Raw genomic sequence first — 25,108 nt, 5'->3', positions numbered from 1 at the left:
GCGCTGCCGACGCGACATTGCCGGCGCCTTGCACGTTCTTGACGTGCCCGAACGGAGCTTGAATACGGAGACCGCCATGACTTCGAAGATCGCACTGCATCCCATTTCCCGCCGCGCCCTGCTCGGCGCGCTGGCCGCCTCCTCCGCCCTCGCCGTGCTGCATCCCTTCTCCGTCAGAGCTGCCGCCAACCAGGCCCACCTCCGAATCATGGAAACGACCGACCTGCACGTGCATGTGTTCCCCTACGACTATTACGCCGACAAGCCGAACGACACGCTCGGCCTGGCGCGCACCGCCTCGATCATCGACGCGATCCGCGCCGAGGCAACCAATGCCATCCTCGTCGACAACGGCGACTTCCTGCAGGGCAACCCGATGGGCGACTACATCGCCTACAAGCGCGGCATGAAGGCGGGCGACATTCACCCGATCATCGCCGCCATGAACGTCCTCGGCTATGACTGCGGCACGCTTGGCAACCACGAGTTCAACTACGGCCTGGACTTCATGTTCAATGTGTTGAACGGTGCGAATTTTCCGATCGTCTGCGCCAACCTGACCAAGGGCGCGCTCGCCGCCGGCCCCCGCCAGGACGAACTTTTCCTCAAGCCCTACGTCATCCTCGATCGGAAGGTGAAGGACGGCGCCGGGGAGGAACACCCGATTCGTATCGGCCTGATCGGATTCGTGCCGCCGCAGATCATGACCTGGGACGCCAAGAACCTCGAAGGTAAGGCGAATGCCCGCGACATCGTCAAGGCCGCGGAAGCCTGGGTGCCGCAGATCCGGGAGGAAGGCGCCGATATCGTCATCGCCCTCTCCCACTCCGGCATCGGACAGCAGGCGTATGCCGAAAATCTCGAAAACGCCTCCGTGCCCCTGGCGGCGATCGACGGCATCGACGCCATCGTCACCGGCCATAGCCATCTCGATTTCCCGGGGCCGAAGTTCGATGCCGTCGCAGGCGTCGACAACAAGACCGGACTCATCTCCGGCAAACCCGGCGTGATGGGTGGCTTCTGGGGCTCCCATCTCGGCCTGATCGATCTCCTCCTCGAGCGCGACGGCGGAGCCTGGCGGGTGATCGGTTCGACGAGCGAAGCGCGGCCGATCTACCGGCGGGAGGAGAAGAAGGTCATCGCCGAGGTCGGCGACAAGCCGGAAGTTCTGGCGGCGGCACAGAAGGACCACGAGGCGACGCTCGCCTATGTCCGCACCCCGGTCGGCAAGACCTCCGCGCCGCTCTATTCCTACTTCGCCCTCGTTGCCGACGATCCTTCGGTGCAGATCGTCAGCCAGGCGCAGACCTGGTACATCCGCGACATGCTGAAGGATACCGAGCACAAGAACCTGCCGGTGCTCTCGGCAGCGGCCCCCTTCAAGGCCGGCGGACGCGGCGGTGCCGACTATTATACCGACGTTCCGGCCGGCGACATCGCCATCAAGAACGTCGCCGACCTCTACCTCTATCCAAATACGGTCCAGGCTGTCGTCATCACCGGCGAACAGGTCCGAAACTGGCTCGAAATGTCTTCCGGGATCTTCAACCAGATCGCGCCGGGCTCGACCGACGCGAACCTCATCAACGGCGACTTCCCGTCCTATAATTTCGACGTGATCGACGGCGTCACCTACCAGATCGATCTTTCGCAACCGGCCAAATACGACAAGGACGGCAATCTCGTAAACGCCTCGGCAAGCCGCATCCGCGACCTGCAGTTTGACGGCAAGCCGATCGACCCGGACCAAAGATTCGTCGTGGCGACCAACAACTACCGCGCCGGCGGCGGCGGGCACTTCCCGGAAATCGCGGCCGACAAAGTCGTCTTCGTCGCCCCCGATACCAACCGCGACGTGATCGTGCGCTACATCGTGGAGCAAGGGACGATCAATCCGTCGGCCGACGCCAATTGGAAATTTGCACCGCTCAAGGACACCAGCGTCGTCTTCGACAGCGGGCCGAAGGCAAGACAATTTATTGCTCAGGTCAAGGCCGTCGACGTCGAAGACGCCGGCGACGGCGCCGACGGCTTTGCGCGCTTCCGCATCAGGTTATAGCGGGAGCAAGTGGCCTCTGGCGTGCCGGCCCCCGTCGGTAGGCCAGAGGGGTGAGCGCCCCCAAGAACTTGACTTACATGTTAAGAAAACACTGCAACCGATTGCTGCAGAACAAGATTGTCCTGCTTACACCGAGCGCGACTGTGCCTCGTCGGCAAAGAGCGCCGCGCGCTGCTCGTCGACGATCTGCCGCCCCTTGCGGAGCGCCGAATCGATGGCGTCCTGCTCGGAGGTGAAGAGATCGGCGCGGATGAAATTACGCACTTTCGTGCCGCCCTCGGGCATCGTCTTTTCGATGCTGCCGGCAAGCCGGAACTGCGCGCCCTCGCGCATCGGCGTCGCGCGGATCAGGCAATCCGCATAGGTCTCGGTCTTGCCCGAAGCGGGCTGAGCCGGCTTTTCGGAGCCACCGGAGAGGCCGAACAATTTCGAGAAAAACGATGCCATGGCTCATGGTTAGCCGTGGCTGCGGCCCCTGTCAAAGCCAAAATTGGTTCGCTTGCGCTGCCCGGCGGCAAAGCGCGTCAGATGACCAGATTGGCGAGAATCTCGTTCTCGGTGATGTCCTGGTATCGCAGCCCGGCCGCGTCGAAACGCTGCTTCAGCAGCGGGAAGTTCTCCGCGTGCTTGGTCTCGATGCCGATCAGCACGGAGCCGAAATTGCGCGCCGACTTCTTCAGATATTCGAACCGGGCGATGTCATCCTCTTCGCCCAGCAGATTGAGGAAATCGCGCAAGGCGCCCGGTCGCTGCGCCATGCGCAAAATGAAGTATTTCTTCAAGCCCGCATGGCGCATGGCGCGCTCCTTGACGTCCGGCAGGCGCTCGAAGTCGAAATTGCCGCCGGAAACGACCGCGACCACCGTCTTGCCTACCAGCCGCTCGCGACCGAGTACTTCCAGCGCAGTAATCGACAGCGCGCCGGCCGGCTCGAGCACCACGCCTTCGACATTCAGCATCTCGATGATCGTCAGACAGATGGCGTTTTCGGCGAGAAGCATCACCTGCTCGGGCGCGAAATCGCGGAGCGCCGAGAAATTGAGATCGCCGATGCGCCCCACCGCCGCGCCGTCGACGAAATTATCCACCTGATCGAGCGTCACGACGCTGCCCGCCTCCAGGCTGCGCCGCAAGCTCGGCGCGCCCTCCGGCTCGCAGAACATGAACCGGTCGGGCATCAAGGCATCACGGAAATAGCCGGTCACGCCGGCCGCCAGTCCGCCGCCGCCGACGGGCAGCACGACGAGATCGGGAAGCAGCCCCTCCGGCAATTGCGCGACGATCTCCGCCGCGACCGTCGCCTGCCCTTCGATGATATCTGCGTGATCGAAGGGCGGCACCATGACGCCCGCAATCGCCTCGACATGGTCGCGGGCGGCCTGGTAGCACTGGTCGAAGATATCGCCGACGAGGCGGATGGTGATGTATTCGCCGCCGAAGATGCGGGTCTTGTCGATCTTCTGCTGCGGCGTCGTCACCGGCATGAAGACGACACCCGGAACGCCGAAGTGCCGGCAAACGAAGGCGAAGCCCTGCGCATGGTTTCCGGCCGAGGCGCAGACGAAGGTCTTGCCGGAAGCACCGGCCGCAAGTGCCTTGCGGAAGAAGTTGAAGGCACCGCGGATTTTGTAGGAGCGTACCGGCGAAAGATCCTCGCGCTTCAGATAGACGGTGGCGCCGTAGCGCGCGCTCAGGTGATCGTTGGGCTGCAGCGGCGTCGCCGGAAAGATCTCGCGCATCGCCGCGGCCGCCTGTTCAACATCCTGCTTCATCTCGTGCCATCACCCGTTCCATCTTGATCGCTGTCGCTATCGCACATTGCTGCGACTGAAACCACCGATTTGACTTGCTGGGCGCTTGGCCTGGCAAAGACTCGCGAACCATCACTCTACGCCGATCGGCTGCGGTCACGGCAGTCTCCTTCGGCTTGACTTGCGCATGCCAAATGCCGACAGTTTTCAGCAATCGGGATGCTGGGAAACTGCGATGGCGAACTATCTCTCCATGCTAGCGATGCTGGCTCTGGCCGCCCCTGTCCTGGCCGTTTCCGGAGCCGAAGCGGGGCCGCTTTCCGATGCCGCGGTGAAAGCGGAGAAGCAGGCAAGCGACGGCGACGCGGCAGGAGCACGAGAAACGCTGCGCCAGGCCGTCAGCGCGTTCTCGCAGACCCTTCCCTTCGCGATCGGCAAGGCGCTTTTCGTCACGGCCGAACCGGCAGGCTACGCCATGTACGAGCCGAAGCAGGATTCGGTCTTCAAGCCCGGCGAGACGCTGCTCTCCTATGTCGAGCCGGTCGGCCTCACCTGGAAGGACGCAAGCGCCAAGGGCAAGCTCGAAACGCGCTTCACCGTCGATCTCGACATCGTCAGCCCCAAGGGCGAGGTGCTTGCGACCCGCAAGGCATTCGGCGACTTCACCTTCACCGGCTATCTTCGCAACCAGGAGATCTATGCGACGCTGACCGTCGACGTCAGCGGCGCGCCTGCCGGCGACTACGTCCTGCGCTTCCGCTTCAACGACATCAACAGCGGCAAGAGCGCAACCGTCGACCAGCCGTTCAAGATTGCGGCGGAGTGATTGAGAGGCAGCAGCATTTCGGTGGTGGTGCGGACGACGGGGATCGAACCCGTACAGCCTAAGGCCGAGGGATTTTAAGTCCCTTGCGTCTACCAGTTTCGCCACGTCCGCATACCGCGTTTGGAATACTTTGCGATTCAAGCGATGGGAAGGGCCGCCAGCGCATTTTTTGATGTGCGTCTCCGCGAACATGCTCAAGCCGCATCTTGCACCGAGAGTCGCGCAAAAATTCGCATCAACCCCTGATTCGCCAGGGGTTCAATCCTTGCGTGTTGCTGGCAATATTCGATCCAAAGACTGTCCTGGCATCGATGGCAGAGGGGATCGGCGTGCGTCCGTTGCGAGCGTCTAGCAGCACACCTTTGTGGCCGGAAGACCTTGACGCGCTTCAGCGCGTGTTCGACCGGCTGTGTAACGAGTATCGGTGGCCGCGCAAGAGTGCCCAGGCGCAGCGATATGGGCGGATGCTGATCGAAGAGTATCAGGCCGGCACCAGGGACGAGCGCCTGCTGCTGGCGGCAGGCCGCTCGTTTATCGACCGCTCTCTCGCCCAAAAGAGGCCGGCATGACGCAGCAGGTTTCGATCGACAGCGAGGATCTCGCCGAAAAACGACGCGTCATCGACGCGATGAAGGACGACTTCGCCAGCGCCATCGAGGCGCGGCAGGCGGAACTGCGCGCCCGCGACCTGCCCGGACAGCGGACGGGCTGGATTGGCATGCTTGTGCGAAAACCGCGCTGAGAGGCGTCCTGTGGCGTGAAACCGCGGCGCGTGGCTCGCGCCTGAAATTCCGTGCACGAAAACAACGCCTGCAGCGCCGTGCACCTTTCAGGACGCACGCTGCAAGTCTTTGAAACTAAGCATCGTTTCTTCCGACAATCGCGTCCGATTTTCGGGCCGATGCGCCAGACGCAGCTCAGTGATAAAAGAAACAGTCGCAATCGGCCTTCTGGGCGTCTTCGCCGCGCCAGACCCGGACTGCCAGTTTCGACGACTCGCCATTGTCCTCGAGCCGTAACCCGAGCAGCGATACTGCGGCTGCCTTCGGGTTGGGTGCATCGACTTCGATGACCGATCCGACCTGGTGAACGCCCTCCCGAGCGGTCCAGGTGAAGATCTGAACGCTGTAGTGCATAGATATCCTCCGTCGCGCTGTCGCTCGCGCCAGGGGCGGGCAGGATTTTAGGGGTCCGCAGGCAAAGCCCCTATCTCAGCCGTCCTCGACGGTTGCTTCAGGTCGATCTCCTCCATCAGCGTGTTCGAAATGCCAGTTTCCCTGCTCATCCTGGAAGCTGATTTCCTCGTCGTCGCCGCCAACTTGCTGTTCCGCGGCGGCAGCCTTTGCGGCCGCCAGCGCCATCTCGCGACTGGGAAAGGGCTCTGAATACGCTTCGGCGGCCTTGTAGGCCCAGCCTCCGTCGTGTTGAACGATCGAATAGGTGATCCGCGCCATTCTTCACTCCCATGGATGTCCAGGGACATTCCTGCCCACGGTTGGACCGTTGCCGCACGGCCGCACTGCTCCTCCTTGCCTGTGGCAGTCCACCTCGGACGGGGCGATGTTAACACAAATTGGCTAGCGTTGTGCCTTTTTTGAAGGAGGGTGCGCCCACCTCCTACCATTTTAGAATTAAACAGCGATATCAACGACAAGCGCGGCCACTTGATGCGGCAGCGCTCGCTCAGACGTGGCTAATTCTACTTTGATCAGTCCGCGCGCATGGCGAGCATGCTCGCCACATGAGCGCCCTGCTTGCCGACCAATTTACCCTCGTTGCGGGATAACCGAAGAAAAACGCCTTCGATGCCCGGCAATTCCGCTTGATCGCCGCCGCCGGCAAGTTTTATCAACGCGCATGCTGCCATCAGAACGGGCTAGCAGTAAGATCGTGTCGAACGATCCGAACCATTCCGGAGCGCAAATGACCAGTGCCAGTATTGTCACCGCTGCCATGCTCGCCATTGGCGACGAGCTTCTCTCCGGCCGGACCAAGGACAAGAACATCGGCCACCTGGCCGACATGCTGACGATGGTCGGGATCGATCTGCGCGAAGTTCGTATCGTCGCCGACGACGAGGAGGCGATCGTCGAGGCCGTCAATGCGCTGCGCGGACGCTACGACCATGTCTTTACCTCTGGCGGCATCGGCCCCACGCATGACGACATCACCGCCGACGCGATCTCGAAGGCGTTCGGGGTCGAATGCGTCCACGATCCGAAGGCGATGGAACTGCTCGGCGCGTTGTATGAGCGGCGCGGCATGGAATTCACGGAGGCGCGCAAGCGGATGGCGCGCATGCCGCTCGGCGCAGCCCACATCGCCAATCCGGTATCGACCGCTCCCGGCTTCAAGATAGGCAATGTCTACGTCATGGCCGGGGTGCCGCAGGTGTTTCAGGCGATGCTCGATAGCCTGCTTCCCAGCCTTCCGACCGGTACGCCGGTTCTGTCGCGTACGGTCCGGTCGCCCTTCGGTGAAGGAGATATCGGGACTCTTTTGACCGAGGTGCAGAAGCACCATCCCGAAACGAGCATCGGTTCCTATCCGAAATTCGACGGCAAGAGCTTCTCGACCGATATCGTCATCCGCGGCCGTGACGAGTCGGCCATTGCAGCAGCCGAAGCCGATGTGGCGGCGATGATCGAGGCGATCTCGCGCTCGCGCCAGGGCACCTAGGCTCGCCCCGCACCGCGGCCAAATCCTGCCCATACAAGCCCTTGCGCTGCGGGCTTCCTTGCCGGTATTGCATTCGCCAACGGGAAGCGCCGCAGGAGCGACTCCCAACCTATTCGATCAGATATCGGAGCGCCTCATATGTCTCTTCCCGAAAAAGCCTTTCCCGTATCCTGGGATCAGTTTCACCGCGACGCGCGCGCGCTCGCCTGGCGGCTGGCCGATAACGGGCAGGAATGGCGGGCCATGGTCTGCATCACCCGCGGCGGTCTCGTGCCGGCGGCGATCATCTCCCGGGAACTCAACATCCGCATGATCGAAACCGTCTGCATCGCCTCCTATCATGATTACGACATGCAGGGGCAGATGAAGGTGCTCAAGGGCATCTCGCCGGAAATCGCCAAGGGCGGCGGCGAAGGCGTTCTCATCGTCGACGACCTGACCGATACCGGCAAGACCGCCGCCGAAGTGCGCGCCATGCTGCCCAAGGCGCATTTTGCCGCGGTGTATGCCAAACCGAAGGGCCGGCCGCTGGTCGACACCTTCGTCACCGAGGTCAGCCAGGACACCTGGATCTACTTCCCCTGGGACATGGGCTTCACCTATCAGGAGCCGATCGCCAAGGGCAGCCGCGGCTGACCCCCTCGCTCCTTCAGGGGCGCGGCGGAATGTTTTCAACCAGCGTCTCGGCCGTCAAGGCGCGGCCGGCACGGATGCCCGCCACGCCGTGGCGCCAGACCGCGGCGGCGGCCGCTTCGAAAGCCGGAAAGCCCTGCGCCAGATGTGCGCCGATGATGCCGGCCAGTACATCGCCCGATCCGGCGGTGGCAAGCCAGGGCGGCGCATTCCCGTTCACCACCGCTAGGCCGGACGGCGCCGCCACGACGGTGTCCGACCCCTTGTAGACGATCACCGCATGGCTGAGCCTTGCCGCGGCTTGCGCCTTTTCGATCTTGGAGAGCGTGGTATCGGCCGCGACGTCCGGGAACAGGCGCGCGAACTCACCCTCGTGCGGCGTCATGACCACTTGGCCGCCGCATTCGGCGATCTTATCGAACAGCTTTTCCCTTTCCTGCTGAAAGGAACTCATGCCGTCGGCATCGAGGACCAGACCGCGGTCGCAGAGCATCAGGGCGAAGTCCCTCGCCTTCTTGCCGACGCCAAAACCCGGGCCGAGCACGAAGGTGTTGAGCCGCTTGTCGCGCAGCCATTCGGCCAGATCGGCGGCGCTGCCTATTTCCTTGAGCATGACGGCAGTCAGGTGCGAAGCGTTGGTGGCAAGTGCCTCCGGCGGCGAGCCGAGCGTCACCAGCCCCGCCCCCGCGACGAGGCCCGCTGCGGCGGAGAGCCGCGCCGCACCGGTAGAGATCGGCCCGCCGGAAAGGACGGCAAGGTGGCCGCGCTTGAATTTATGCGTGCCGGCGTCGAGACCGCCGGCATAGTGTCTCCAGACGGCCGGGCCATTGATCCGCAGGGCGCCCGCCCTTGCGGCGACGAGCCGAGCGGGAATGCCGATATCGAAAACCTCGAGCGTACCGCATAATTGACGCCCCGGCATCAGCACATGTCCCGGCTTCGCCGCCATGAAAGTGACCGTGTGGGTGGCGGTGAAGCTTGCGCCGCGCACTTCGCCGCTGCGTCCATCAATTCCGGAAGGCAGATCGACCGCCAGAACCGGTATCCTGTTCGCACTGACACGATTGATGACCGCTTCCGCAGCATCCGGCAGGTTGCGAGCGAGCCCCGCCCCGAACAGCGCGTCGACGACGATATCGCCCGCCTGCGGCTCGTAAGCCTCGAGGGGTAGTCCTGCGAGCCGACAGCCCTTGCGCGCCCTGGCTGCGTCGCCCCGCAATTTATCGGCGTCGCCGAGGATATATAACGCGACCTGCGCACCGCTCTCCGCCAAGACTTCTGCGGCGACATAGCCATCGCCGCCATTGTTGCCCGGGCCGCAGAGTACGACGAAGCGCAGGGCGGCCGGGAACAGCCGCAGCGCGGCAGCGCACACCGCTAGCCCTGCCGAGCGCATCAGCGAGAAACTGTCGATGCCGGAATCGGCTGCGTCCTTGTCGATCGCCGCCATTTCAACCGGCGTCACCAGCATATCTTCGAGCGCGTCATCCATGACGCGATCTAAGCGCGGCCGCGCGCACTAGACAAGAGCCCGCAGGACAACGCAGCCTGAGCATTTTTCATGCATTTGCCTATAATTGGTGCTCAAATATGAGGCTTATCGCATTAAACGGCAGCGAACGCCTTGCGATCACCCGTGGCGGGGAGTGAATCTTCATAAAAAATAGGCAGGTGCGAATGAGAGAGACAAGCCGGTGGCAGCCGACTCGACCTGAGCGGGTGAAAAGTCCCTCATCTCGCATCATGCCTCTATAAAATTGGCACGCTACATGCATACTGAAAGGCGAGCGGGTGAGACCCAGCTTTACAGGGAGAAGCGGAGAGACATTTTCTCATGAAAAAGATCGAAGCGATCATTAAGCCCTTCAAGCTCGACGAAGTGAAGGAAGCCCTTCAAGAAGTCGGCCTGCAAGGCATAACCGTCACGGAAGCCAAAGGCTTCGGGCGGCAGAAGGGACACACGGAGCTCTACCGGGGGGCCGAATACGTCGTCGATTTCCTGCCGAAGGTAAAGGTGGAAGTCGTGCTGGCGGACGAGAATGCGGAAGCCGTCATTGAGGCCATCCGCAACGCCGCCCAGACAGGCCGCATCGGCGACGGCAAGATTTTCGTGTCCAATGTGGAGGAAGTGATCCGAATCCGCACCGGTGAGACCGGCCTCGACGCCATCTGACTGACTGACCGTCCAAATACCCCCATCCGATCCTGGGGGCCGCCCGGCCCCGATTTTCCAACTGCGTCATCTCACACAGGGAATTGCAAACCATGACGACTGCCAGTGAAATTCTGAAGCAGATCAAGGACAACGACATCAAGTTCGTCGACCTGCGCTTTACCGACCCGAAGGGCAAGCTGCAGCATGTGACGATGGATGTTGCCGTGGTCGATGAGGATATGTTCGCCGACGGCGTGATGTTCGACGGCTCCTCGATTGCCGGCTGGAAGGCGATCAACGAGTCCGACATGGTGCTGATGCCCGACACGGAAACGGCCCATATGGACCCGTTCTTCGCCCAGTCCACCATGGTCATCGTCTGCGACATTCTCGACCCGGTTTCCGGTGAAGCCTATAACCGCGATCCGCGCGGCACGGCAAAGAAGGCCGAGGCCTATCTCAAGGCATCCGGCATCGGTGACACGGTGTTCGTCGGTCCCGAAGCCGAGTTCTTCGTCTTCGACGACGTCAAGTACAAGGCCGACCCGTACAATACCGGCTTCAAGCTCGACAGTTCCGAATTGCCCTCCAACGACGACACGGATTATGAGACCGGCAACCTCGGTCACCGTCCGCGCATCAAGGGCGGCTATTTCCCGGTGCCGCCGGTCGACAGCTGCCAGGACATGCGCTCCGAAATGCTGACGGTGCTTGCCGAAATGGGCGTCACTGTCGAAAAGCATCACCACGAAGTGGCCGCCGCCCAGCACGAACTCGGCGTCAAGTTCGACGCGCTCGTGCGCAACGCCGACAAGATGCAGATCTACAAATATGTGGTGCACCAGGTTGCCAACGCCTATGGCAAGACCGCGACCTTCATGCCGAAGCCTGTTTTCGGCGACAACGGCTCGGGCATGCACGTTCATCTTTCCATCTGGAAGGACGGCAAGCCGACCTTCGCCGGCGACGAATATGCCGGACTGTCCGAAACTTGCCTCTACTTCATCGGCGGCATCATCAAGCACGCCAAGGCACTGAACGCGTTCACCAACCCGTCAACGAACTCCTACAAGCGTCTCGTCCCGGGCTATGAGGCACCGGTTCTGCTTGCCTATTCGGCCCGCAACCGCTCGGCCTCCTGCCGCATTCCGTTCGGCAGCAACCCGAAGGCAAAGCGCGTCGAGGTCCGCTTCCCGGATCCGAGCGCCAACCCCTATCTCGCCTTCGCCGCCATGCTGATGGCCGGCCTCGACGGCATCAAGAACAAGCTGCATCCGGGCAAGGCGATGGACAAGGACCTCTACGACCTGCCGCCGAAGGAACTGAAGAAGATCCCGACGGTTTGCGGCAGTCTGCGCGAAGCGCTGGAAAGCCTCGACAAGGACCGCAAGTTCCTCACCGCCGGCGGCGTCTTCGACGACGACCAGATCGACTCGTTCATCGAGCTCAAGATGCAGGAAGTCATGCGCTTCGAAATGACCCCGCATCCGGTCGAATACGACATGTACTATTCCGTCTGATGACGGGATTGTCGGCGCATCAGATGCGGCTGGTCCAATCGACATGAAAGCGAAAGGCGGGTTTCGATCGAAGCCCGCCTTTTCTCAAATGCGACAGAAGCGATGCATTTCCGCGAGGTTCATGGGGCTATTGATGTTCCACATGCGACACCCCAAATAATCGTCTGAAAGGATGTGTTGCGTCATGAAACAAAGAAACGCGAAATTCGAAATCGGCCAGATCGTTCGCCACCGGTTCTTTCCGTTTCGGGGCGTCATCTTCGACGTCGATCCGGAATATGCAAACACCGAGGAATGGTGGAACTCCATTCCCCAGGAAATCCGCCCGAGCAAGGACCAGCCCTTCTATCATCTGTTCGCCGAAAACGACGAAAGCGAATATGTCGCCTATGTCTCCGAACAGAACCTCGTCTCCGACGAGAGTGACCAGCCGATCCGCCATGCTCAGGTAGACGCCTTGTTCGAGAAGGCGGATGTGGGGCATTATAGGCCGAAGTCCAACTATCGCCATTGAGCTTATGGTACGGCTCGTCCACGGCCAAGGTCAGACCGGCTCATGGATACGCAAGGTGCGACGGGAAACCGTTCGCACCTTTTTACTGCGGCTTCCAAATAGAAAAGCGCCCGGCGGATAGCCGGGCGCTTTTTCAATTTTAGAAGTGAAGCGATTACTGCTTCTTGGCAGCCTTCTGCGCCTCTTCCAGCTTCTTGCGCGCGTCTTCCGCCTTCTTCTGCATTTCTTCCTGCAGCAGGCGCTGACGCTCTTCGAGCTGCGACTGTTCGATCGGCTCGCCGTCGAAGACGCCGGTGAACCCTTCGAGCGTCATCTTGATCGGGTTGGGCGCGCGCTGGAAATTGACCGACGTGAAGACGACTTCATTGCCCTTCTTCAGGTTGGCGATCAGCGCGTCGGAGAGCGGCGCCTCGGCAACGCACTTGTCGGGCATGCAGATGGCGTAGTCGAGCTTGACGCCCTTGCCACCGTCGATCTGCATCTGAACGCCCGGCGGGATCATGCGCGCGGAGGGGACGGAAACCTGCACGACCTTGCGGTTCACCTTGCCGGAGACCGTGATAAGTCCGACCGCGGTGATAAGCTGACCATTGTTGGCGGTGAGCAGGTTCTGAACGATGCAAACGTCGTTGTCCTCCTGCTTCGTGCAAACCTTGAACCAACCCTGCGGCGGCTTGCCCTGCTGTGCAGAGGCGATGCCCGGCGCGCCGGCTGCTGCTACGGAGAGCGCCAGCGCTGCCATACCCGCGCGTTTGGTGAAGTTCGACTTGAAGATCATTGTGATTCCGTCTCCTGAAAACCGGCCACGGAACAATTGTTCCGCTGGTGAGTATCGTCAGCCCGCCGTCCTGTTGGCCAAATGAGGCTTTTGAATGGCCCCGATTCCGGAAACACCTGTTACATTGGCTCGTGCCGTTTATCCAGTGTTTCGTTGCATTTTTTGCAACTCGGCGACAGCGGACACCGTCTGCCAGGCGCACTATGACATCGTCGGTCCATGCGGACGGCGCGCGGACGTCTTGCCGCTGCCGTGTTGGAAATATCCCTGCGCATTGGTAACGTGCCGGGAATCGGACCGTCTGTTCCTACGGGAGGTGAAGTTGCGCGCAGTTCTATCCGGCCTGGTCATGCTTCTGGCGACCAGCCTATCGGCCAATGAAGCCGCCGCCGCACCGGTGCACGCCATCTCCATGCACGGCGAGCCGGCCCTCCCGGCTGATTTCAAGCATTTCCCCTACGTCAAGCCGGACGTCAAGAAGGGCGGAAAGGTCTCCTACGGCGTGGTCGGCACCTTCGACAGCCTCAACCCCTTCATCCTGAAGAGCATGCGCACCACCGCGCGGGGAATGTGGGATCCGGGCTTCGGAAACCTGGTCTACGAATCGCTGATGCAGCGCTCCCAGGACGAGCCTTTCACCATGTATGGGCTGCTTGCGGAATCGGTCGAGTGGGACGACGACCGAACCTTCGTCCAGTTCAATCTCAATCCCAAGGCGCGCTGGGCCGACGGCGAGCCGGTGACCGTCGAGGACGTGATCTTCACCTTCGAACTGCTGCGCGACAAAGGACGCGCGCCCTTCAGCAACCGGCTGGCGAAAGTCGAGAAGATGGAGAAGGTCGGCGAGCGCAGCGTGCGCTTCGCCCTGAAGGAAGATGCCGACCGCGAGTTCCCGCTGTTGCTGGCGCTTTCGCCGGTGCTGCCGAAACATGCCATCAATGTCGAAGCCTTCGACAGGACGACGCTCGAGCCGCCGCTCGGTTCCGGCCCCTATCGCGTCGCCGAGGTGAGACCGGGCGAACGGATCGTCTATCGCCGCAATCCCGACTATTGGGGCAAGGATCTGCCCTCGAAGACCGGCGTCGACAATTATGATGAGATCTCGGTCGAATATTTCCTCCAGGACAACACGTTGTTCGAAGCCTTCAAGAAGGGCGAGATCGACCTCTATCCGGAAGGCAGCGCCACCAAATGGGCGCGCGCCTATGATTTCCCCGCCGTTCGCTCGGGCGACGTGATCAAGGAGAGCTTCAAGCCGAAAACGCCCTCCGGCATGCTCGGCTTCGTCTTCAACACCCGCAGGCCGATGTTCAACAACGTCAAGCTGCGGCAGGGCCTTGCCCTGGTGTTCGACTTCGAATGGGTTAACAAGAACCTGTTCGACGGCGCCTATACGCGGACACAGAGCTACTGGCAGAATTCGTCGCTCTCCTTCCTTGGTGTCGCGGCCGACGATCGTGAGCTCGGCCTGATGGGCGACGTCCGGGAGAAAATCAACCCGGCCATCCTCGACGGGACCTATCGGCTGCCGGTCACCGACGGCTCCGGTCGCGACCGCAACGTCTTGCGCGAGGCGGTGACGTTGCTTCGCGAGGCAGGCTACTCGATCAAGGACGGCAAGATGGTCGATGCCAAGGGCGCGCCCCTTGCCTTCGAGATCATGAGCCAGAATGCCGGCCAGGAGAAGATCGCGCTCGCCTACCAGCGCTTCCTTGCGCCGCTCGGGATTGCGGCAACGGTCCGAACGGTCGACGATTCCCAATACCAGCTGCGCAGCCAATCCTTCGACTATGACGTGATCATCAAGTCCTATCCTTCCTCGCTGTCGCCCGGCGTGGAACAGGTCGGCCGCTGGGGCTCGCAGGCGCGGGACAGGCAGGGCAGCGAAAACTTCGCAGGCGTTGCCGACAAGGATGTCGACAAGCTGATCAACAACATCCTTCAAGCGCGCACACCGGAGGATTTCACCGCCGCCGTCCGGGCGCATGACCGGCTGCTGGTCAACAACGCCTATGTCGTGCCGCTATACCATCTGGATGAACAATGGATTGCCCGCTGGAAACACATCGGCCGCCCCTCGGCGGTACCGCTCTACGGCTATCAACTGCCGACCTGGTGGGACGAGCGGGTGCAGTAGGTAGCCTGGTTCCCTTTTGGTAACGCATTGAAAGACGTGCCCGGCCGGCCTATGTCGCTGCTTCGGAGCATTTTGCGGTCAGTTGGCATCACCCGACGCCGCACGAATGCGGCAGAAAACAAGCAGAGGGCAGCGCGAACGGAGCGCATCCCGCTCTGTCGAACAGAAAGGCCGCCACCATGGAAACCGTCAATATCGATATCGTCTCGGACGTCGTCTGCCCGTGGTGCTATCTCGGCAAGAACCGCCTCGACCAGGCGATCGCCAATGTCGCAGGCGAAATCGATGTCGTGATCCAGTGGCGCCCTTATCAGCTCAACCCCGACCTGCCGCCGGAAGGTGTCGATCACAAGCGCCATCTTGCGGCAAAGCTCGGCGGTCAGGACGCGGTCGACCGGGCGCATCAGACGCTCGACGGCTTAGGGCGGGAAGCCGGAATCGCCTTTGACTTCGATGCCGTGAAGATCAGCCCCAACACGCTCGATGCCCATCGCCTCATTCGCTGGGCGTCCACCAGCGGCACCGCTGCCCAGGCCGAGACCGTGCGACTGCTTTTCAAGGCGAATTTCGAGGAAGGCAAGAATGTCGGCGATCACGCCGTTCTGCTCGACATCGCCGAACAGGCGGGCCTGGACCGGCCCGTCATCGCCGCGCTTTTCTCCTCCGATGCCGACAAGGATGCCGTCAAGCAGGAGATCGACATGGCCCGGGAGATCGGCGTGACGGGCGTTCCCTGCTTCATCATCGAACAGCAATATGCGGTGATGGGGGCGCAATCCGTCGAAGTGCTGACAAATGCGCTTCGCGAAATCGCCCAGATGAAGGCGGCCCGCCCGGCCAACTGATCGTCAATAGCGGCGCCGGCCTGCGGCGCCAATTTCCTTTCACGCTGGCTTGGCGAGCGTCGCGAGCTGGGTCATCACCATGGCCGCGCCCGAGAGGCGCTTGTCCGGCGTGACGAGTTCGCGCTGGAAGAAGATGCTCTGGTCCGGCCTGATCTTGGCGAGCGTTCCCTGCTTGGCGATATGCCCGACAAGGGCTGCCGGATTGGGAAACTCCTTGTTGCGGAACTGCACCACGACGCCCTTCGGCCCGGCGTCGAGCTTTTCGACATTCGCCGTGCGGCAGAGCGCCTTGATGTAGACGATCTTCAAGAGGTGCTGGACCTCGATGGGCAGCGGGCCAAAGCGGTCGATCAGTTCGGCGCCGAAGCCGTCGATCTCCTTGAGATCGGTCAGTTCACCGAGGCGGCGATAGAGGCCGAGCCTCAAATTGAGATCGGGAACATAGTCCTCCGGGATCATCACCGGCGTGCCGACGGAAATCTGCGGCGACCAGCCGGTGTCGTGGATTTCCTCTTCACCCTTGAGCTCGGCGACCGCCTCCTCCAGCATCTGCTGGTAGAGCTCGAAACCGACCTCCTTTATGTGTCCGGATTGCTCCTCGCCGAGCAGGTTGCCGGCGCCGCGAATGTCGAGGTCGTGGCTGGCAAGCTGGAAACCGGCGCCGAGCGTGTCGAGCGACTGCAGCACCTTGAGACGGCGTTCCGCCGGGCCGGTCAGCGTCTTGTTGACCGGAAGCGTGAAGAGCGCGAAGGCGCGCACCTTGGAGCGCCCGACCCGCCCGCGAAGCTGATAGAGCTGCGCCAGGCCGAACATGTCGGCGCGGTGCACGATCAGCGTGTTGGCCGTCGGCACGTCGAGCCCCGACTCGACGATCGTCGTCGACAGAAGCACGTCAAAGCGGCCTTCGTAGAAGGCGTTCATGATGTCTTCGAGCTCGGTTGCCGGCATCTGGCCGTGCGCCACCGCGACCTTCAGTTCCGGCACGTCGGATCTCAGGAAGTCGTGGATCTCGGAAAGGTCGCTCAGCCGGGGGCAGACATAGAAGCTCTGGCCGCCCCGATAGTGCTCGCGCATCAGCGTCTCGCGGATCACCAGCGCGTCGAAAGGCGAGATGAAGGTTCTGACTGCCATGCGGTCCACCGGCGGCGTGGTGATCAGCGACAATTCGCGGACGCCGGTCAGCGCAAGCTGCAGCGTGCGCGGAATGGGGGTCGCCGAGAGCGTCAGCACATGGACGTCGGTCTTCAGCTCCTTCAAGCGTTCTTTGTGCTTGACGCCGAAGTGCTGCTCCTCGTCGATGATCAGCAGGCCGAGATTGGCGAACTTGATCGAGGAGCCGAGCAGCGCGTGGGTGCCGACGACGATATCCGTCTTGCCGTCGGCGACTTCCTTCTTCGTCAGCGCCAGATCCTTCGAGCCGACGAGGCGCGAGGCCTGCTGAATGCGGATCGGCAGCCCGCGGAAGCGATCGGAAAAGGTCTTGAAATGCTGCCGCGCCAGCAAGGTCGTCGGCACGACGACGGCAACCTGCACGCCGTTCATCGCCGCTATGAAGGCGGCACGCAGCGCCACCTCGGTCTTGCCGAAGCCGACGTCGCCGCAGACGAGGCGATCCATCGGCCGGCCGCCGCCGAGATCGTCGCGGACCGCCTCGATCGAGTTCAGCTGATCCTCGGTCTCGTCATAGGGGAAGCGGGCTGCGAACTCGTCATAGACGCCGTCCTGCGCAACGAGGACCGGGGCGTGCCGCGTGTGCCGCTCGGCAGCGATGCGAATGAGCCCGCCGGCCATGTCAAGCAGCCGCTTCTTGAGCTTCGCCTTGCGCGCCTGCCAGGCGACACCGCCAAGCTTGTCGAGGATCGCATCGGTCCCCTCGGAGCCGTAGCGCGACAGAAGCTCGATGTTCTCCACCGGCAGAAACAGCTTCGCATCGTCGGCATAGACGAGCTCCAGGCAATCATGCGGTGCGCCGGCGGCCTCGATCGTGCGCAGGCCGACGAAGCGGCCGATGCCGTGTTCGGCATGCACGACGTAGCTGCCCTCGTCGAGCCCCGTCACTTCGGCGATGAAGTCGGCGCCGCGCTTGCGGCGCTTCGAGCGCCGCACCATCCGGTCGCCGAGAATGTCCTGCTCGCCAATGACGACGAGATCGCCGGTCTCGAATCCGGATTCGAGGCTCAAAACCGCTGATGCGGCCTCGCCCGCCTTCAGCGAGCGCAGATCGGCGAGCGCCTTCACCGGACGGATATTGGCGAGACCGTGCTCGGCGAGCACCTGAAGCAGGCGGTCGAGCGAACCTTCCGACCAGCCGGAAATGACGACCTTCGAGCCCTTCGCCCGCTTCTCGGCTATGTGTTTGACGGCCTGATCGAAGACATTGGCGCGAGCGCGGTCACTCTCCTCTGCTTCCCCTGCGGCCTTCGCCCAGCGCACCCCCTGCCGCGCCTCGATGGTGACGACCTGACGGGCTTCGCCCTCATGTTCGGAAAACGGCGACAGGCGCACGGCATTGCGCTCGGCTAGGCCGGCCCCGAAACCTTTCGCGCTGAGATAGAGCAGGTCCGGCGGCACCGGCTTGTAGGGCGTGCCCTGCGATATCTGCGACTTGCCGGGAGATGCGGAGGCCTGGCGCGCCTCGTAATAGTCGAGAATGAGCTTCGACCGCTCCGCCGCCGCTTCGCGCGCCAGGTGGTCCGTGACAATGCGGAAGCCATCGAGATAGTCGAAGATCGTTTCCAGGCGATCGTAGAAGAGCGGCAGCCAATGCTCCATGCCGGCATAGCGGCGTCCTTCGGAGACCGCCTGATAAAGCGCATCGTCGCGCGTCGCGGCGCCGAAAAGCGACAGATACCGCGTGCGGAAATGGCTGATCGTCTCCGGCGTCAGCGACACTTCGCTCATCGGATTGAGAGTGAGCGACCGCACCTGCCCGGTGGTTCGCTGGCTCGCCGGATCGAAGGAGCGGATCGTTTCCAGAGTGTCGCCGAAGAAATCAAGCCTGAGCGGCTCGCCGCTGCCAGGCACATAGACGTCGAGGATACCACCGCGCACGGCAAACTCCCCGACCTCGCGCACGGTCGGCACGCGCTCGAAGCCGTTTCGCTCCAGCCGCGCGGCGAGATCGTCCATCTGTACTTGATTTCCGGGTCGCGCCGAAAAGGCGAGACTCTCGATCACGTCCTGCGGCGAGGTCTTTTGCAGGGCCGCATTGACCGTCACCAGCAGGATTGCCGGGTGCGGCTTGTGCCGATGCGCAATTAGGGCGCTGAGCGCCGCGAGCCTTCTCGCCGAAGTGTCGGCGCTCGGGGAAACGCGGTCATAGGGCAGACAGTCCCAACCCGGCAAAGTGAGAACCGGGATGTCGGGCGCCACGAAACCGAGCACCTGCTCGAGATCCCCGATCCGCTGGCCGTCGGACAGAAAATAGGCTACCGGCGCGCCGGAGCGTGCCAGATCGGCAAGGATCAGCGCTTCGGCGCCGGAGGGTACCGGCCCGATCGTCACTTCCCGCGCGGCAGAAAGAATTCTCTTCGCGTCAAGGCCAGGGATCATCGTCGAATTCATTCCGCCTCTTGCTGAACGGGGTCGAAGTCCGGCCGGTAGGCGGCTATGCGCGCAAACAGCGCCGTTGCGAAGCGCTCGGGCAGCGGCATTTCTCCGGTGATCCAGCGAACGAGATCGTTGTCTTCCTCGCGCATGATCGTTTCGAGCTCATCCAGTTCCTGTTCGGAAAGGGTGGCAAGCTCCACTTCCGCGAATTGCCCGAGTATCAGGTCCATCTCGCGAATGCCGCGATGCCAGGCGCGGAAGAGGATCCTGCGCCGACGCGGATCAAGATCGGCGCTCGTGCGCGAAATGCCGGTCATGGAACGTCCTTCCTGTCACCCGCCGCAGCAGCGGATCCTGTCACGGGCTCTATAAACGCTGGAAAGCGGCTTGTCAGCCTTGCCAAGGCCGGATTTCTTGTCGCAATTTCATGGTCATGCGCCCTGCCCTGCTTGATCCGCTGTTTTCTCCGCTCGATAGCCTGCCCGGCATCGGCCCCAGGACCGGCGAGCTCTACGCGCGCCTGCTCGGACGCGAGTCGATCGACGACTGCCGCGTCATCGATCTCCTCTTCCACGCGCCCCACTCGCTGATCGACCGGCGCCGGCAGCCCGGCATCGCGTATGCGCCACAGGGATCGATCGTCACCATAACCGGCCGCGTGGACCGGCACCAGCCATCCCCGCGCGGCCGGCCGAACGTCCCCTATCGCGTCTTCCTTCACGACGATACGGGCGAACTGGCTCTCACCTTCTTCCGGGTCAAGGGAAACTGGCTGGAAAAAGCCCTGCCGGTCGACGAGACTGTGATCGTCAGCGGCAAGGTGGACTGGTTCAATGGACGCGCTTCGATGGTGCACCCGGACTACATGGTCCGCGCGGCCGAAGCCGAAAGCCTGCCGCTCGTCGAACCGGTTTACGGATTGACCGCCGGCCTCACGCCGCGGCCGTTGCGAAAATCGATCGAAGCGGCGCTGGCGCGCGTTCCCGATCTTCCGGAATGGCTGGACGACACCTTGCTGCGCCAGCAAGGCTTTGCGAGCGCAAGGGATTCCTTCCATCGCCTGCACGAGCCGCGCGACGAAACCGACATCGCCCCGCAGGCACCGGCCCGCCGCCGGCTTGCCTATGACGAATTTCTCGCCGGACAGCTGTCGCTCTCCTTGGTGCGCCAACGCTTACGCAAGGTTGCCGGAACGCCGGTGCGTGCCACGGGCAAGCTGAGCGGACCGGTCATCGCCGCCCTGCCCTTCTCCTTGACGGCCAGCCAGTCGGCCGCCGTCGGCGACATCCTTGCCGACATGTCCGGAGCCGAGCGCATGCTGCGTCTGCTGCAGGGCGATGTCGGCTCCGGCAAGACCGCCGTCGCGCTGATGGCGATGCTTGCCGCTGTCGAATCCGGCGGCCAGGCGGTGCTGATGGCCCCGACGGAGATCCTCGCCCGCCAGCACCATACAACGCTCCAGAAGATGGCGGCGCCGGCGGGCATCACGATCGACGTCCTGACCGGCAGGACGAAGGGCAAGGAGCGCGACGCGATCCTCGAGCGCATCGCTTCCGGCAAGACGCAGATGGTCATCGGCACGCATGCGCTGTTCCAGGATGCAGTGAACTATCGGCAGCTGGTGCTCGCCGTCGTAGACGAGCAGCATCGTTTCGGCGTCCACCAGCGGCTGCGGCTCACCGCCAAAGGCATCTCCCCGCATATGCTGGTGATGACGGCGACACCGATCCCGCGCACGCTGGTGCTGGCCGCCTTCGGGGACATGGACGTCTCGAAGCTGACGGAGAAGCCGGCGGGGCGAAAGCCGATCCAGACCGTCACCATTCCGGCCGAACGCACCGACGAAATCGTCGAGCGGCTCGCTTCGGCGCTTCGCCAGGGCAAGAAGGCCTACTGGATCTGCCCGCTGGTGGAGGAATCCGAAGAGACCGACACGATGTCCGCCGACGAGCGCTATCAAGGCCTCGTGCAGCGTTTCGGCAAGGACGTTGGCCTCGTCCATGGCCGCATGGCCGGGCCGGACAAGGACGCCGTCATGCTCGCCTTCAAGAACGGCGAGATTCGCGTGCTGGTGGCGACGACGGTGGTCGAGGTCGGCGTCGATGTTCCGGATGCGACGATCATGGTGATCGAGCATGCGGAGCGCTTCGGGCTTGCGCAGCTGCATCAATTGCGCGGCCGCGTCGGGCGCGGCGACGAGGCTTCGACCTGCATCCTGCTCTACAAGGGACCGCTGAGCGAAGCCGGGCACGCCCGCCTGTCTATCCTGCGCGAGACTGAAGACGGTTTCGTGATTGCCGAAGAGGACCTGAAACTGCGCGGCGAAGGTGAACTGCTCGGCACGCGGCAATCCGGCACGCCGGGATTTCGCATCGCCAGCCTCGAGGCGCATGCGGATCTTCTGGAAATTGCCCGGAAGGACGCCGGCTATATGATCGAGCGCGACCCGGAGCTGACGACGGAGCGCGGCGAGGCGTTGCGAACACTGCTCTACCTCCACCGGCGAGACGAAGCGATCCGCTTCCTGCGGGCCGGTTGAGGGCGCCGCTAAAAGCGCTTGACCCGAGGCTGACGTCACGCCCTTTTCTGCTGGGTGATTGTCCGCGGCGGGGCGTTGGCGAGCGGCTTGTGATCCGGCGTGACCAGGCCGCCGGAAATCAACAGCTTGGCCGCATCCTCGGCGCTCATCTGCAGCGGCACGATCTTGTCGCGAGGCACGAACAACAGGAAGCCGGCGGTCGGCAGCGGCGTCGGCGGCAGGAAAACGGCCACCATATCCATGCCGCGCTCGTCAAACTTGGAAGCGATCTCGCCCTTCACGTCGGTCGCGATGAACACCAGCGACCAAAGCCCGGGGCTTGGATATTCGATCAGCCCGGCCTTCTTGAAGGAGGAGGATTGGTCCTGCAGCACCGTCTGGAAAATCTGCTTCAGCGACTTGTAGATCGTCCGGACGAGCGGCGTGCGATTGAGCAGCGACTCGCCGAAATGGATGATCGAACGCCCTATGATGTTCGCCGTCAGGAAACCGACGAGGGTGATGACGACCATCGCGACGAGCAGGCCGAAGCCGGGGATGGCCACCGGAGAATAGGTGTCCGGATTGTAGAAGCTCGGCAAATAGGGTTTCACCCAACTGTCCGCCCATTCGATGAACGAGCGCACTAGCCAAACGGTGATGGCCACGGGCGCGCAGATGATAAGGCCCGTGAGAAAATAGTTGCGCAGCCGGGCTGCGATGATGCCGCTTTTGGAACCGTCCGTCATGCCGTTGCCATCGATCTCGTCAAACCGACCCGAAGGCCGGATGATAACTGACCGTGCCGGAAACGTGTGTTTCCGCCAAGGGTAGAACCATGAAATATTGCGGCGCACAACCGGGAAAGACAAGAGCCGGATCGTTGCGGAACCCGAACCTGCCATAAAAAGCCGGATTGCCCGCCAAGACACAGCCGGATGCGCCCAAAGTCCGCATTCTATCAAGCGCTTGCCGGACGAGCGCACTGCCCGTGCCGCGACCCTGCCGGTCCGGCCGCACGGACAGGGGACCGAGTCCATACCAATCCGCCGCAAAGGGCATGATCGTCACCGGCGAGAAAGCGATGTGGCCAATCACCTCACGATCGTCCTCGGCGACCAGCGACAGCGTCAGGGCACCCTCGGCGCGAAGACGTTCGATGATCCGCGCCTCGGTCTGATCGCTATAGGGCTGACCGGCAAAGGCAGCCTCCGTCACGCGCTGGATCGACTCGATGTCCCCTTGCGTCTCCGGCCGGATGATCATTCGACGGTGACCGATTTTGCGAGATTGCGCGGCTGGTCGACGTCGGTGCCCATGAAGACCGCCGTGTGGTAGGCGAGCAGTTGGACGGGTAGCGAGAAGATCATCGGCGCGATGATCTCGTCGACATTCGGAAGCACGATCGTATGCATCGTGTCGAGCTTCGAAGCGGCAGCACCCCGCTCGTCGGTGATCAGGATGATCCGTCCGCCGCGCGCGGCCACTTCCTGCATGTTGGAGACGGTCTTGTCGAAGAAGCGGTCATGCGGCGCAATCACGATCACCGGCATGTTCTCGTCAATCAGCGCGATCGGTCCGTGTTTCAGTTCGCCGGCGGCATAGCCTTCCGCGTGAATGTAGGAGATCTCCTTGAGCTTCAGGGCGCCTTCCATGGCAAGGGGGAAGCTCGTGCCGCGGCCGAGATAGAGCACGTCGCGACACTTCGACAATTCGCGGGACAGAAATTCGATCTTCGGCTGGATGCTGTTGAGCACCTGGCCCATGAGGCGCGGCATCTCGGCCAGGCTTCGCACCAGCGCCTGCTCCTCCAGCTCGCCGACAGTGCCGCGCGCTCGACCCGCAGCAATCGCGAGCGAAGCCAGAACCGCAAGCTGGCAGGTGAAGGCCTTGGTCGACGCCACGCCGATCTCCGGCCCGGCGAGGATCGGGAAGACGGCGTCGGACTCGCGCGCGATCGTCGATTCGCGCGTGTTGACGACCGCGCCGATCTTCAGGCCGTGTTCCTTGCAGTAGCGCAGCGAGGCAAGCGTGTCGGCAGTCTCGCCCGATTGCGAGATGAAGAGAGCGGCAGACTCTGGCGAAAGCGGAATTTCGCGGTAGCGGAATTCCGAAGCGACATCGATTTCGACCGGCAGGCGCGCATAGCGCTCGAACCAATATTTGCCGATCAGCCCGGCCAGATAGGCAGTGCCGCAGGCGGAGATCGCCAGGCTCGGCACCTTGGCGAAGTCGATCGCCTCCGAAACCGGCAGCACCCGATGGTCGATGAAGTTGACATAGTGGCTGAGCGCGTGGGAGATGACCTCCGGCTGCTCGTAGATTTCCTTCTCCATGAAATGGCGATGGTTGCCCTTGTCGACCATATAGGCGGCCGCCGAGGATACCTGGCGCGGGCGGGTGACGGAATTGCCATCCATGTCGAAGATATGGACGCCGGTCTTGCCGATCACCGCCCAGTCGCCGTCGATCAGATAGGTGATTTCGTTGGTGAAGGGCGCTAGCGCGATGGCATCGGAGCCCAGGAACATCTCGCCGTTGCCATGGCCGATCGCCAGCGGCGGGCCGTTGCGGGCCGCCATGATCGTCGAGGGATCGTCCTGGAAAAGAACGGCAAGGGCATAGGCGCCCTTCACCCGTTTCAGCATCGCATGCATCGCCTCGCGCCGCCCAAGGCCGTCGCGGCAAAATCTTGCCAGCAGCTGCGCGACGACTTCGGTGTCGGTCTCGGTCTGGAATTCGGCACCCGCCTCGGACAGCTCGTCCTTCAGCTCGGCAAAATTCTCGATGATGCCGTTGTGCACGACAGCGACGCCGTCGGTGAAATGCGGATGGGCATTGCGCTCGGTCGGCGCCCCGTGGGTCGCCCAGCGCGTGTGCGCGATCCCGATGCTGCCGGCGAGCGGCTCTTTTTTCAGTCTCGCCTCGAGATTGGCGAGCTTGCCCTCGGCGCGCCGGCGATCCAGCGCTCCACCCTCGATCGTCGCAACGCCGGCTGAATCGTATCCCCGGTATTCAAGGCGTTTCAACGCATCGACCAGCCGCTCCGAGACCGGCTGCTGCCCGACGATACCCACAATCCCGCACATAATGCTCTCCGCGTTCCCTCGCACGCCAGCCGGGCGTGTCAGCTCAAATGCGGCG

General features: G+C 62.7%; 24 protein-coding genes and 1 tRNA gene. 12 read left to right on the top strand and 13 right to left on the bottom strand.

Features of this window, described 5'->3' with window-relative positions; genetic code table 11:
* Positions 1 to 76 precede the first annotated feature (76 nt).
* Positions 77 to 2,059 (top strand): bifunctional 2',3'-cyclic-nucleotide 2'-phosphodiesterase/3'-nucleotidase, encoded by a 1,983-nt coding sequence (locus tag CO656_RS03070; RefSeq protein WP_097525043.1) that lies wholly within the window; start codon positions 77 to 79, stop codon positions 2,057 to 2,059.
* A gap of 126 nt (positions 2,060 to 2,185) precedes the next feature.
* Here the strand turns inward: CO656_RS03070 and CO656_RS03065 are convergent, their stop codons facing one another.
* A complete protein-coding gene (locus CO656_RS03065) occupies positions 2,186 to 2,506 on the bottom strand; it encodes an HlyU family transcriptional regulator (RefSeq protein ID WP_037421859.1) in 321 nt (106 codons plus the stop codon).
* 77 nt (positions 2,507 to 2,583) lie between these two features.
* Positions 2,584 to 3,831: a threonine ammonia-lyase gene (gene ilvA / locus CO656_RS03060; RefSeq protein WP_097524776.1), complete on the bottom strand. Its 1,248-nt coding sequence runs from the start codon at positions 3,829 to 3,831 to the stop codon at positions 2,584 to 2,586.
* A gap of 214 nt (positions 3,832 to 4,045) precedes the next feature.
* On the opposite strand from ilvA, the gene CO656_RS03055 reads away from it, so the two are divergent.
* Complete coding sequence (locus CO656_RS03055) at positions 4,046 to 4,636, top strand: hypothetical protein (RefSeq protein WP_037421856.1); 591 nt, start codon at positions 4,046 to 4,048, stop codon at positions 4,634 to 4,636.
* Positions 4,637 to 4,661: 25 nt separating this feature from the next.
* On the opposite strand, the gene CO656_RS03050 is transcribed toward CO656_RS03055, so the two are convergent.
* Positions 4,662 to 4,747, bottom strand: a tRNA-Leu gene (locus CO656_RS03050).
* A gap of 200 nt (positions 4,748 to 4,947) precedes the next feature.
* On the opposite strand from CO656_RS03050, the gene CO656_RS03045 reads away from it, so the two are divergent.
* Complete coding sequence (locus tag CO656_RS03045; protein ID WP_162109143.1) at positions 4,948 to 5,205, top strand: hypothetical protein; 258 nt, start codon at positions 4,948 to 4,950, stop codon at positions 5,203 to 5,205.
* Complete coding sequence (locus tag CO656_RS30100; RefSeq protein WP_172900171.1) at positions 5,202 to 5,378, top strand: hypothetical protein; 177 nt, start codon at positions 5,202 to 5,204, stop codon at positions 5,376 to 5,378. The genes CO656_RS03045 and CO656_RS30100 overlap by 4 nt, the downstream gene beginning before the upstream one ends.
* A 175-nt stretch (positions 5,379 to 5,553) precedes the next feature.
* Here the strand turns inward: CO656_RS30100 and CO656_RS03040 are convergent, their stop codons facing one another.
* From CO656_RS03040 to CO656_RS30095, 3 genes are all read right to left on the bottom strand, one after another.
* Positions 5,554 to 5,772: a hypothetical protein gene (locus CO656_RS03040; RefSeq protein WP_037383614.1), complete on the bottom strand. Its 219-nt coding sequence runs from the start codon at positions 5,770 to 5,772 to the stop codon at positions 5,554 to 5,556.
* 75 nt (positions 5,773 to 5,847) lie between these two features.
* Entirely contained in the window at positions 5,848 to 6,090 is a 243-nt protein-coding gene (locus tag CO656_RS03035) for a DUF2188 domain-containing protein (RefSeq protein WP_037421853.1), read from the bottom strand.
* Positions 6,091 to 6,344: 254 nt separating this feature from the next.
* Positions 6,345 to 6,488 carry a hypothetical protein gene (locus CO656_RS30095; protein ID WP_158255705.1) on the bottom strand — a complete coding sequence of 48 codons (144 nt, stop codon included), beginning with the start codon at positions 6,486 to 6,488 and terminating at the stop codon, positions 6,345 to 6,347.
* Between the two features lie 71 nt (positions 6,489 to 6,559).
* On the opposite strand from CO656_RS30095, the gene CO656_RS03030 reads away from it, so the two are divergent.
* Together CO656_RS03030 and gpt are read left to right on the top strand one after the other, a co-directional pair.
* A complete protein-coding gene (locus CO656_RS03030) occupies positions 6,560 to 7,315 on the top strand; it encodes a competence/damage-inducible protein A (protein WP_097524775.1) in 756 nt (251 codons plus the stop codon).
* 138 nt (positions 7,316 to 7,453) lie between these two features.
* Positions 7,454 to 7,951, top strand: a complete 498-nt coding sequence (gene gpt / locus CO656_RS03025) for a xanthine phosphoribosyltransferase (protein WP_037421847.1) — start codon at positions 7,454 to 7,456, stop codon at positions 7,949 to 7,951.
* A 13-nt stretch (positions 7,952 to 7,964) separates the two neighbouring features.
* Here the strand turns inward: gpt and CO656_RS03020 are convergent, their stop codons facing one another.
* A complete protein-coding gene (locus CO656_RS03020; RefSeq protein WP_097524774.1) occupies positions 7,965 to 9,440 on the bottom strand; it encodes an NAD(P)H-hydrate dehydratase in 1,476 nt (491 codons plus the stop codon).
* A gap of 342 nt (positions 9,441 to 9,782) precedes the next feature.
* Here CO656_RS03020 and CO656_RS03015 point away from each other — a divergent pair, with 342 nt between their 5' ends.
* From CO656_RS03015 to hspQ, 3 genes are all read left to right on the top strand, one after another.
* Positions 9,783 to 10,121, top strand: coding sequence for a P-II family nitrogen regulator (locus CO656_RS03015; RefSeq protein WP_003528058.1), 339 nt, complete (start codon positions 9,783 to 9,785; stop codon positions 10,119 to 10,121).
* A 92-nt stretch (positions 10,122 to 10,213) separates the two neighbouring features.
* Entirely contained in the window at positions 10,214 to 11,623 is a 1,410-nt protein-coding gene (gene glnA / locus CO656_RS03010) for a type I glutamate--ammonia ligase (RefSeq protein WP_037421841.1), read from the top strand.
* A gap of 184 nt (positions 11,624 to 11,807) precedes the next feature.
* Positions 11,808 to 12,137, top strand: coding sequence for a heat shock protein HspQ (gene hspQ / locus CO656_RS03005; RefSeq protein ID WP_037421838.1), 330 nt, complete (start codon positions 11,808 to 11,810; stop codon positions 12,135 to 12,137).
* A 154-nt stretch (positions 12,138 to 12,291) separates the two neighbouring features.
* Here hspQ and CO656_RS03000 read toward each other — a convergent pair whose 3' ends face one another.
* Complete coding sequence (locus CO656_RS03000) at positions 12,292 to 12,915, bottom strand: invasion associated locus B family protein (RefSeq protein ID WP_037421835.1); 624 nt, start codon at positions 12,913 to 12,915, stop codon at positions 12,292 to 12,294.
* A gap of 322 nt (positions 12,916 to 13,237) precedes the next feature.
* On the opposite strand from CO656_RS03000, the gene CO656_RS02995 reads away from it, so the two are divergent.
* Together CO656_RS02995 and CO656_RS02990 are read left to right on the top strand one after the other, a co-directional pair.
* A complete protein-coding gene (locus CO656_RS02995; protein ID WP_097524773.1) occupies positions 13,238 to 15,052 on the top strand; it encodes an extracellular solute-binding protein in 1,815 nt (604 codons plus the stop codon).
* Between the two features lie 179 nt (positions 15,053 to 15,231).
* Positions 15,232 to 15,897: a DsbA family protein gene (locus tag CO656_RS02990; RefSeq protein WP_037421829.1), complete on the top strand. Its 666-nt coding sequence runs from the start codon at positions 15,232 to 15,234 to the stop codon at positions 15,895 to 15,897.
* A gap of 39 nt (positions 15,898 to 15,936) precedes the next feature.
* Here the strand turns inward: CO656_RS02990 and mfd are convergent, their stop codons facing one another.
* Together mfd and CO656_RS02980 are read right to left on the bottom strand one after the other, a co-directional pair.
* Entirely contained in the window at positions 15,937 to 19,449 is a 3,513-nt protein-coding gene (gene mfd / locus CO656_RS02985; protein ID WP_097525042.1) for a transcription-repair coupling factor, read from the bottom strand.
* Between the two features lie 8 nt (positions 19,450 to 19,457).
* Positions 19,458 to 19,763, bottom strand: coding sequence for a succinate dehydrogenase assembly factor 2 (locus CO656_RS02980; RefSeq protein WP_037421826.1), 306 nt, complete (start codon positions 19,761 to 19,763; stop codon positions 19,458 to 19,460).
* Between the two features lie 116 nt (positions 19,764 to 19,879).
* On the opposite strand from CO656_RS02980, the gene recG reads away from it, so the two are divergent.
* Entirely contained in the window at positions 19,880 to 21,985 is a 2,106-nt protein-coding gene (recG, locus tag CO656_RS02975; RefSeq protein WP_097525041.1) for an ATP-dependent DNA helicase RecG, read from the top strand.
* Positions 21,986 to 22,020: 35 nt separating this feature from the next.
* Here the strand turns inward: recG and CO656_RS02970 are convergent, their stop codons facing one another.
* Genes CO656_RS02970 through glmS form a run of 3 tightly spaced genes read right to left on the bottom strand, consistent with a single transcriptional unit; the run spans position 22,021 to position 25,053 of the window.
* Positions 22,021 to 22,713, bottom strand: a complete 693-nt coding sequence (locus tag CO656_RS02970) for a DUF502 domain-containing protein (protein ID WP_037421823.1) — start codon at positions 22,711 to 22,713, stop codon at positions 22,021 to 22,023.
* Between the two features lie 19 nt (positions 22,714 to 22,732).
* Positions 22,733 to 23,230, bottom strand: coding sequence for an N-acetyltransferase (locus CO656_RS02965; RefSeq protein WP_097524772.1), 498 nt, complete (start codon positions 23,228 to 23,230; stop codon positions 22,733 to 22,735).
* The gene (gene glmS, locus CO656_RS02960) at positions 23,227 to 25,053 is read right to left on the bottom strand and encodes a glutamine--fructose-6-phosphate transaminase (isomerizing) (protein ID WP_097524771.1); all 1,827 of its coding nucleotides are present in this window, start codon (positions 25,051 to 25,053) and stop codon (positions 23,227 to 23,229) included. Before glmS ends, CO656_RS02965 begins: the two co-directional genes overlap by 4 nt.
* Positions 25,054 to 25,108: the final 55 nt, after the last annotated feature.

Origin of the sequence: Sinorhizobium sp. FG01 (assembly GCF_002531875.1) — a bacterium.
Classification (GTDB): Bacteria; Pseudomonadota; Alphaproteobacteria; order Rhizobiales; family Rhizobiaceae; genus Sinorhizobium; species Sinorhizobium fredii_C.
The sequence above is the reverse complement of the archived record's forward strand: the minus strand, read 5'-3'. Positions and strand labels throughout refer to the sequence as shown.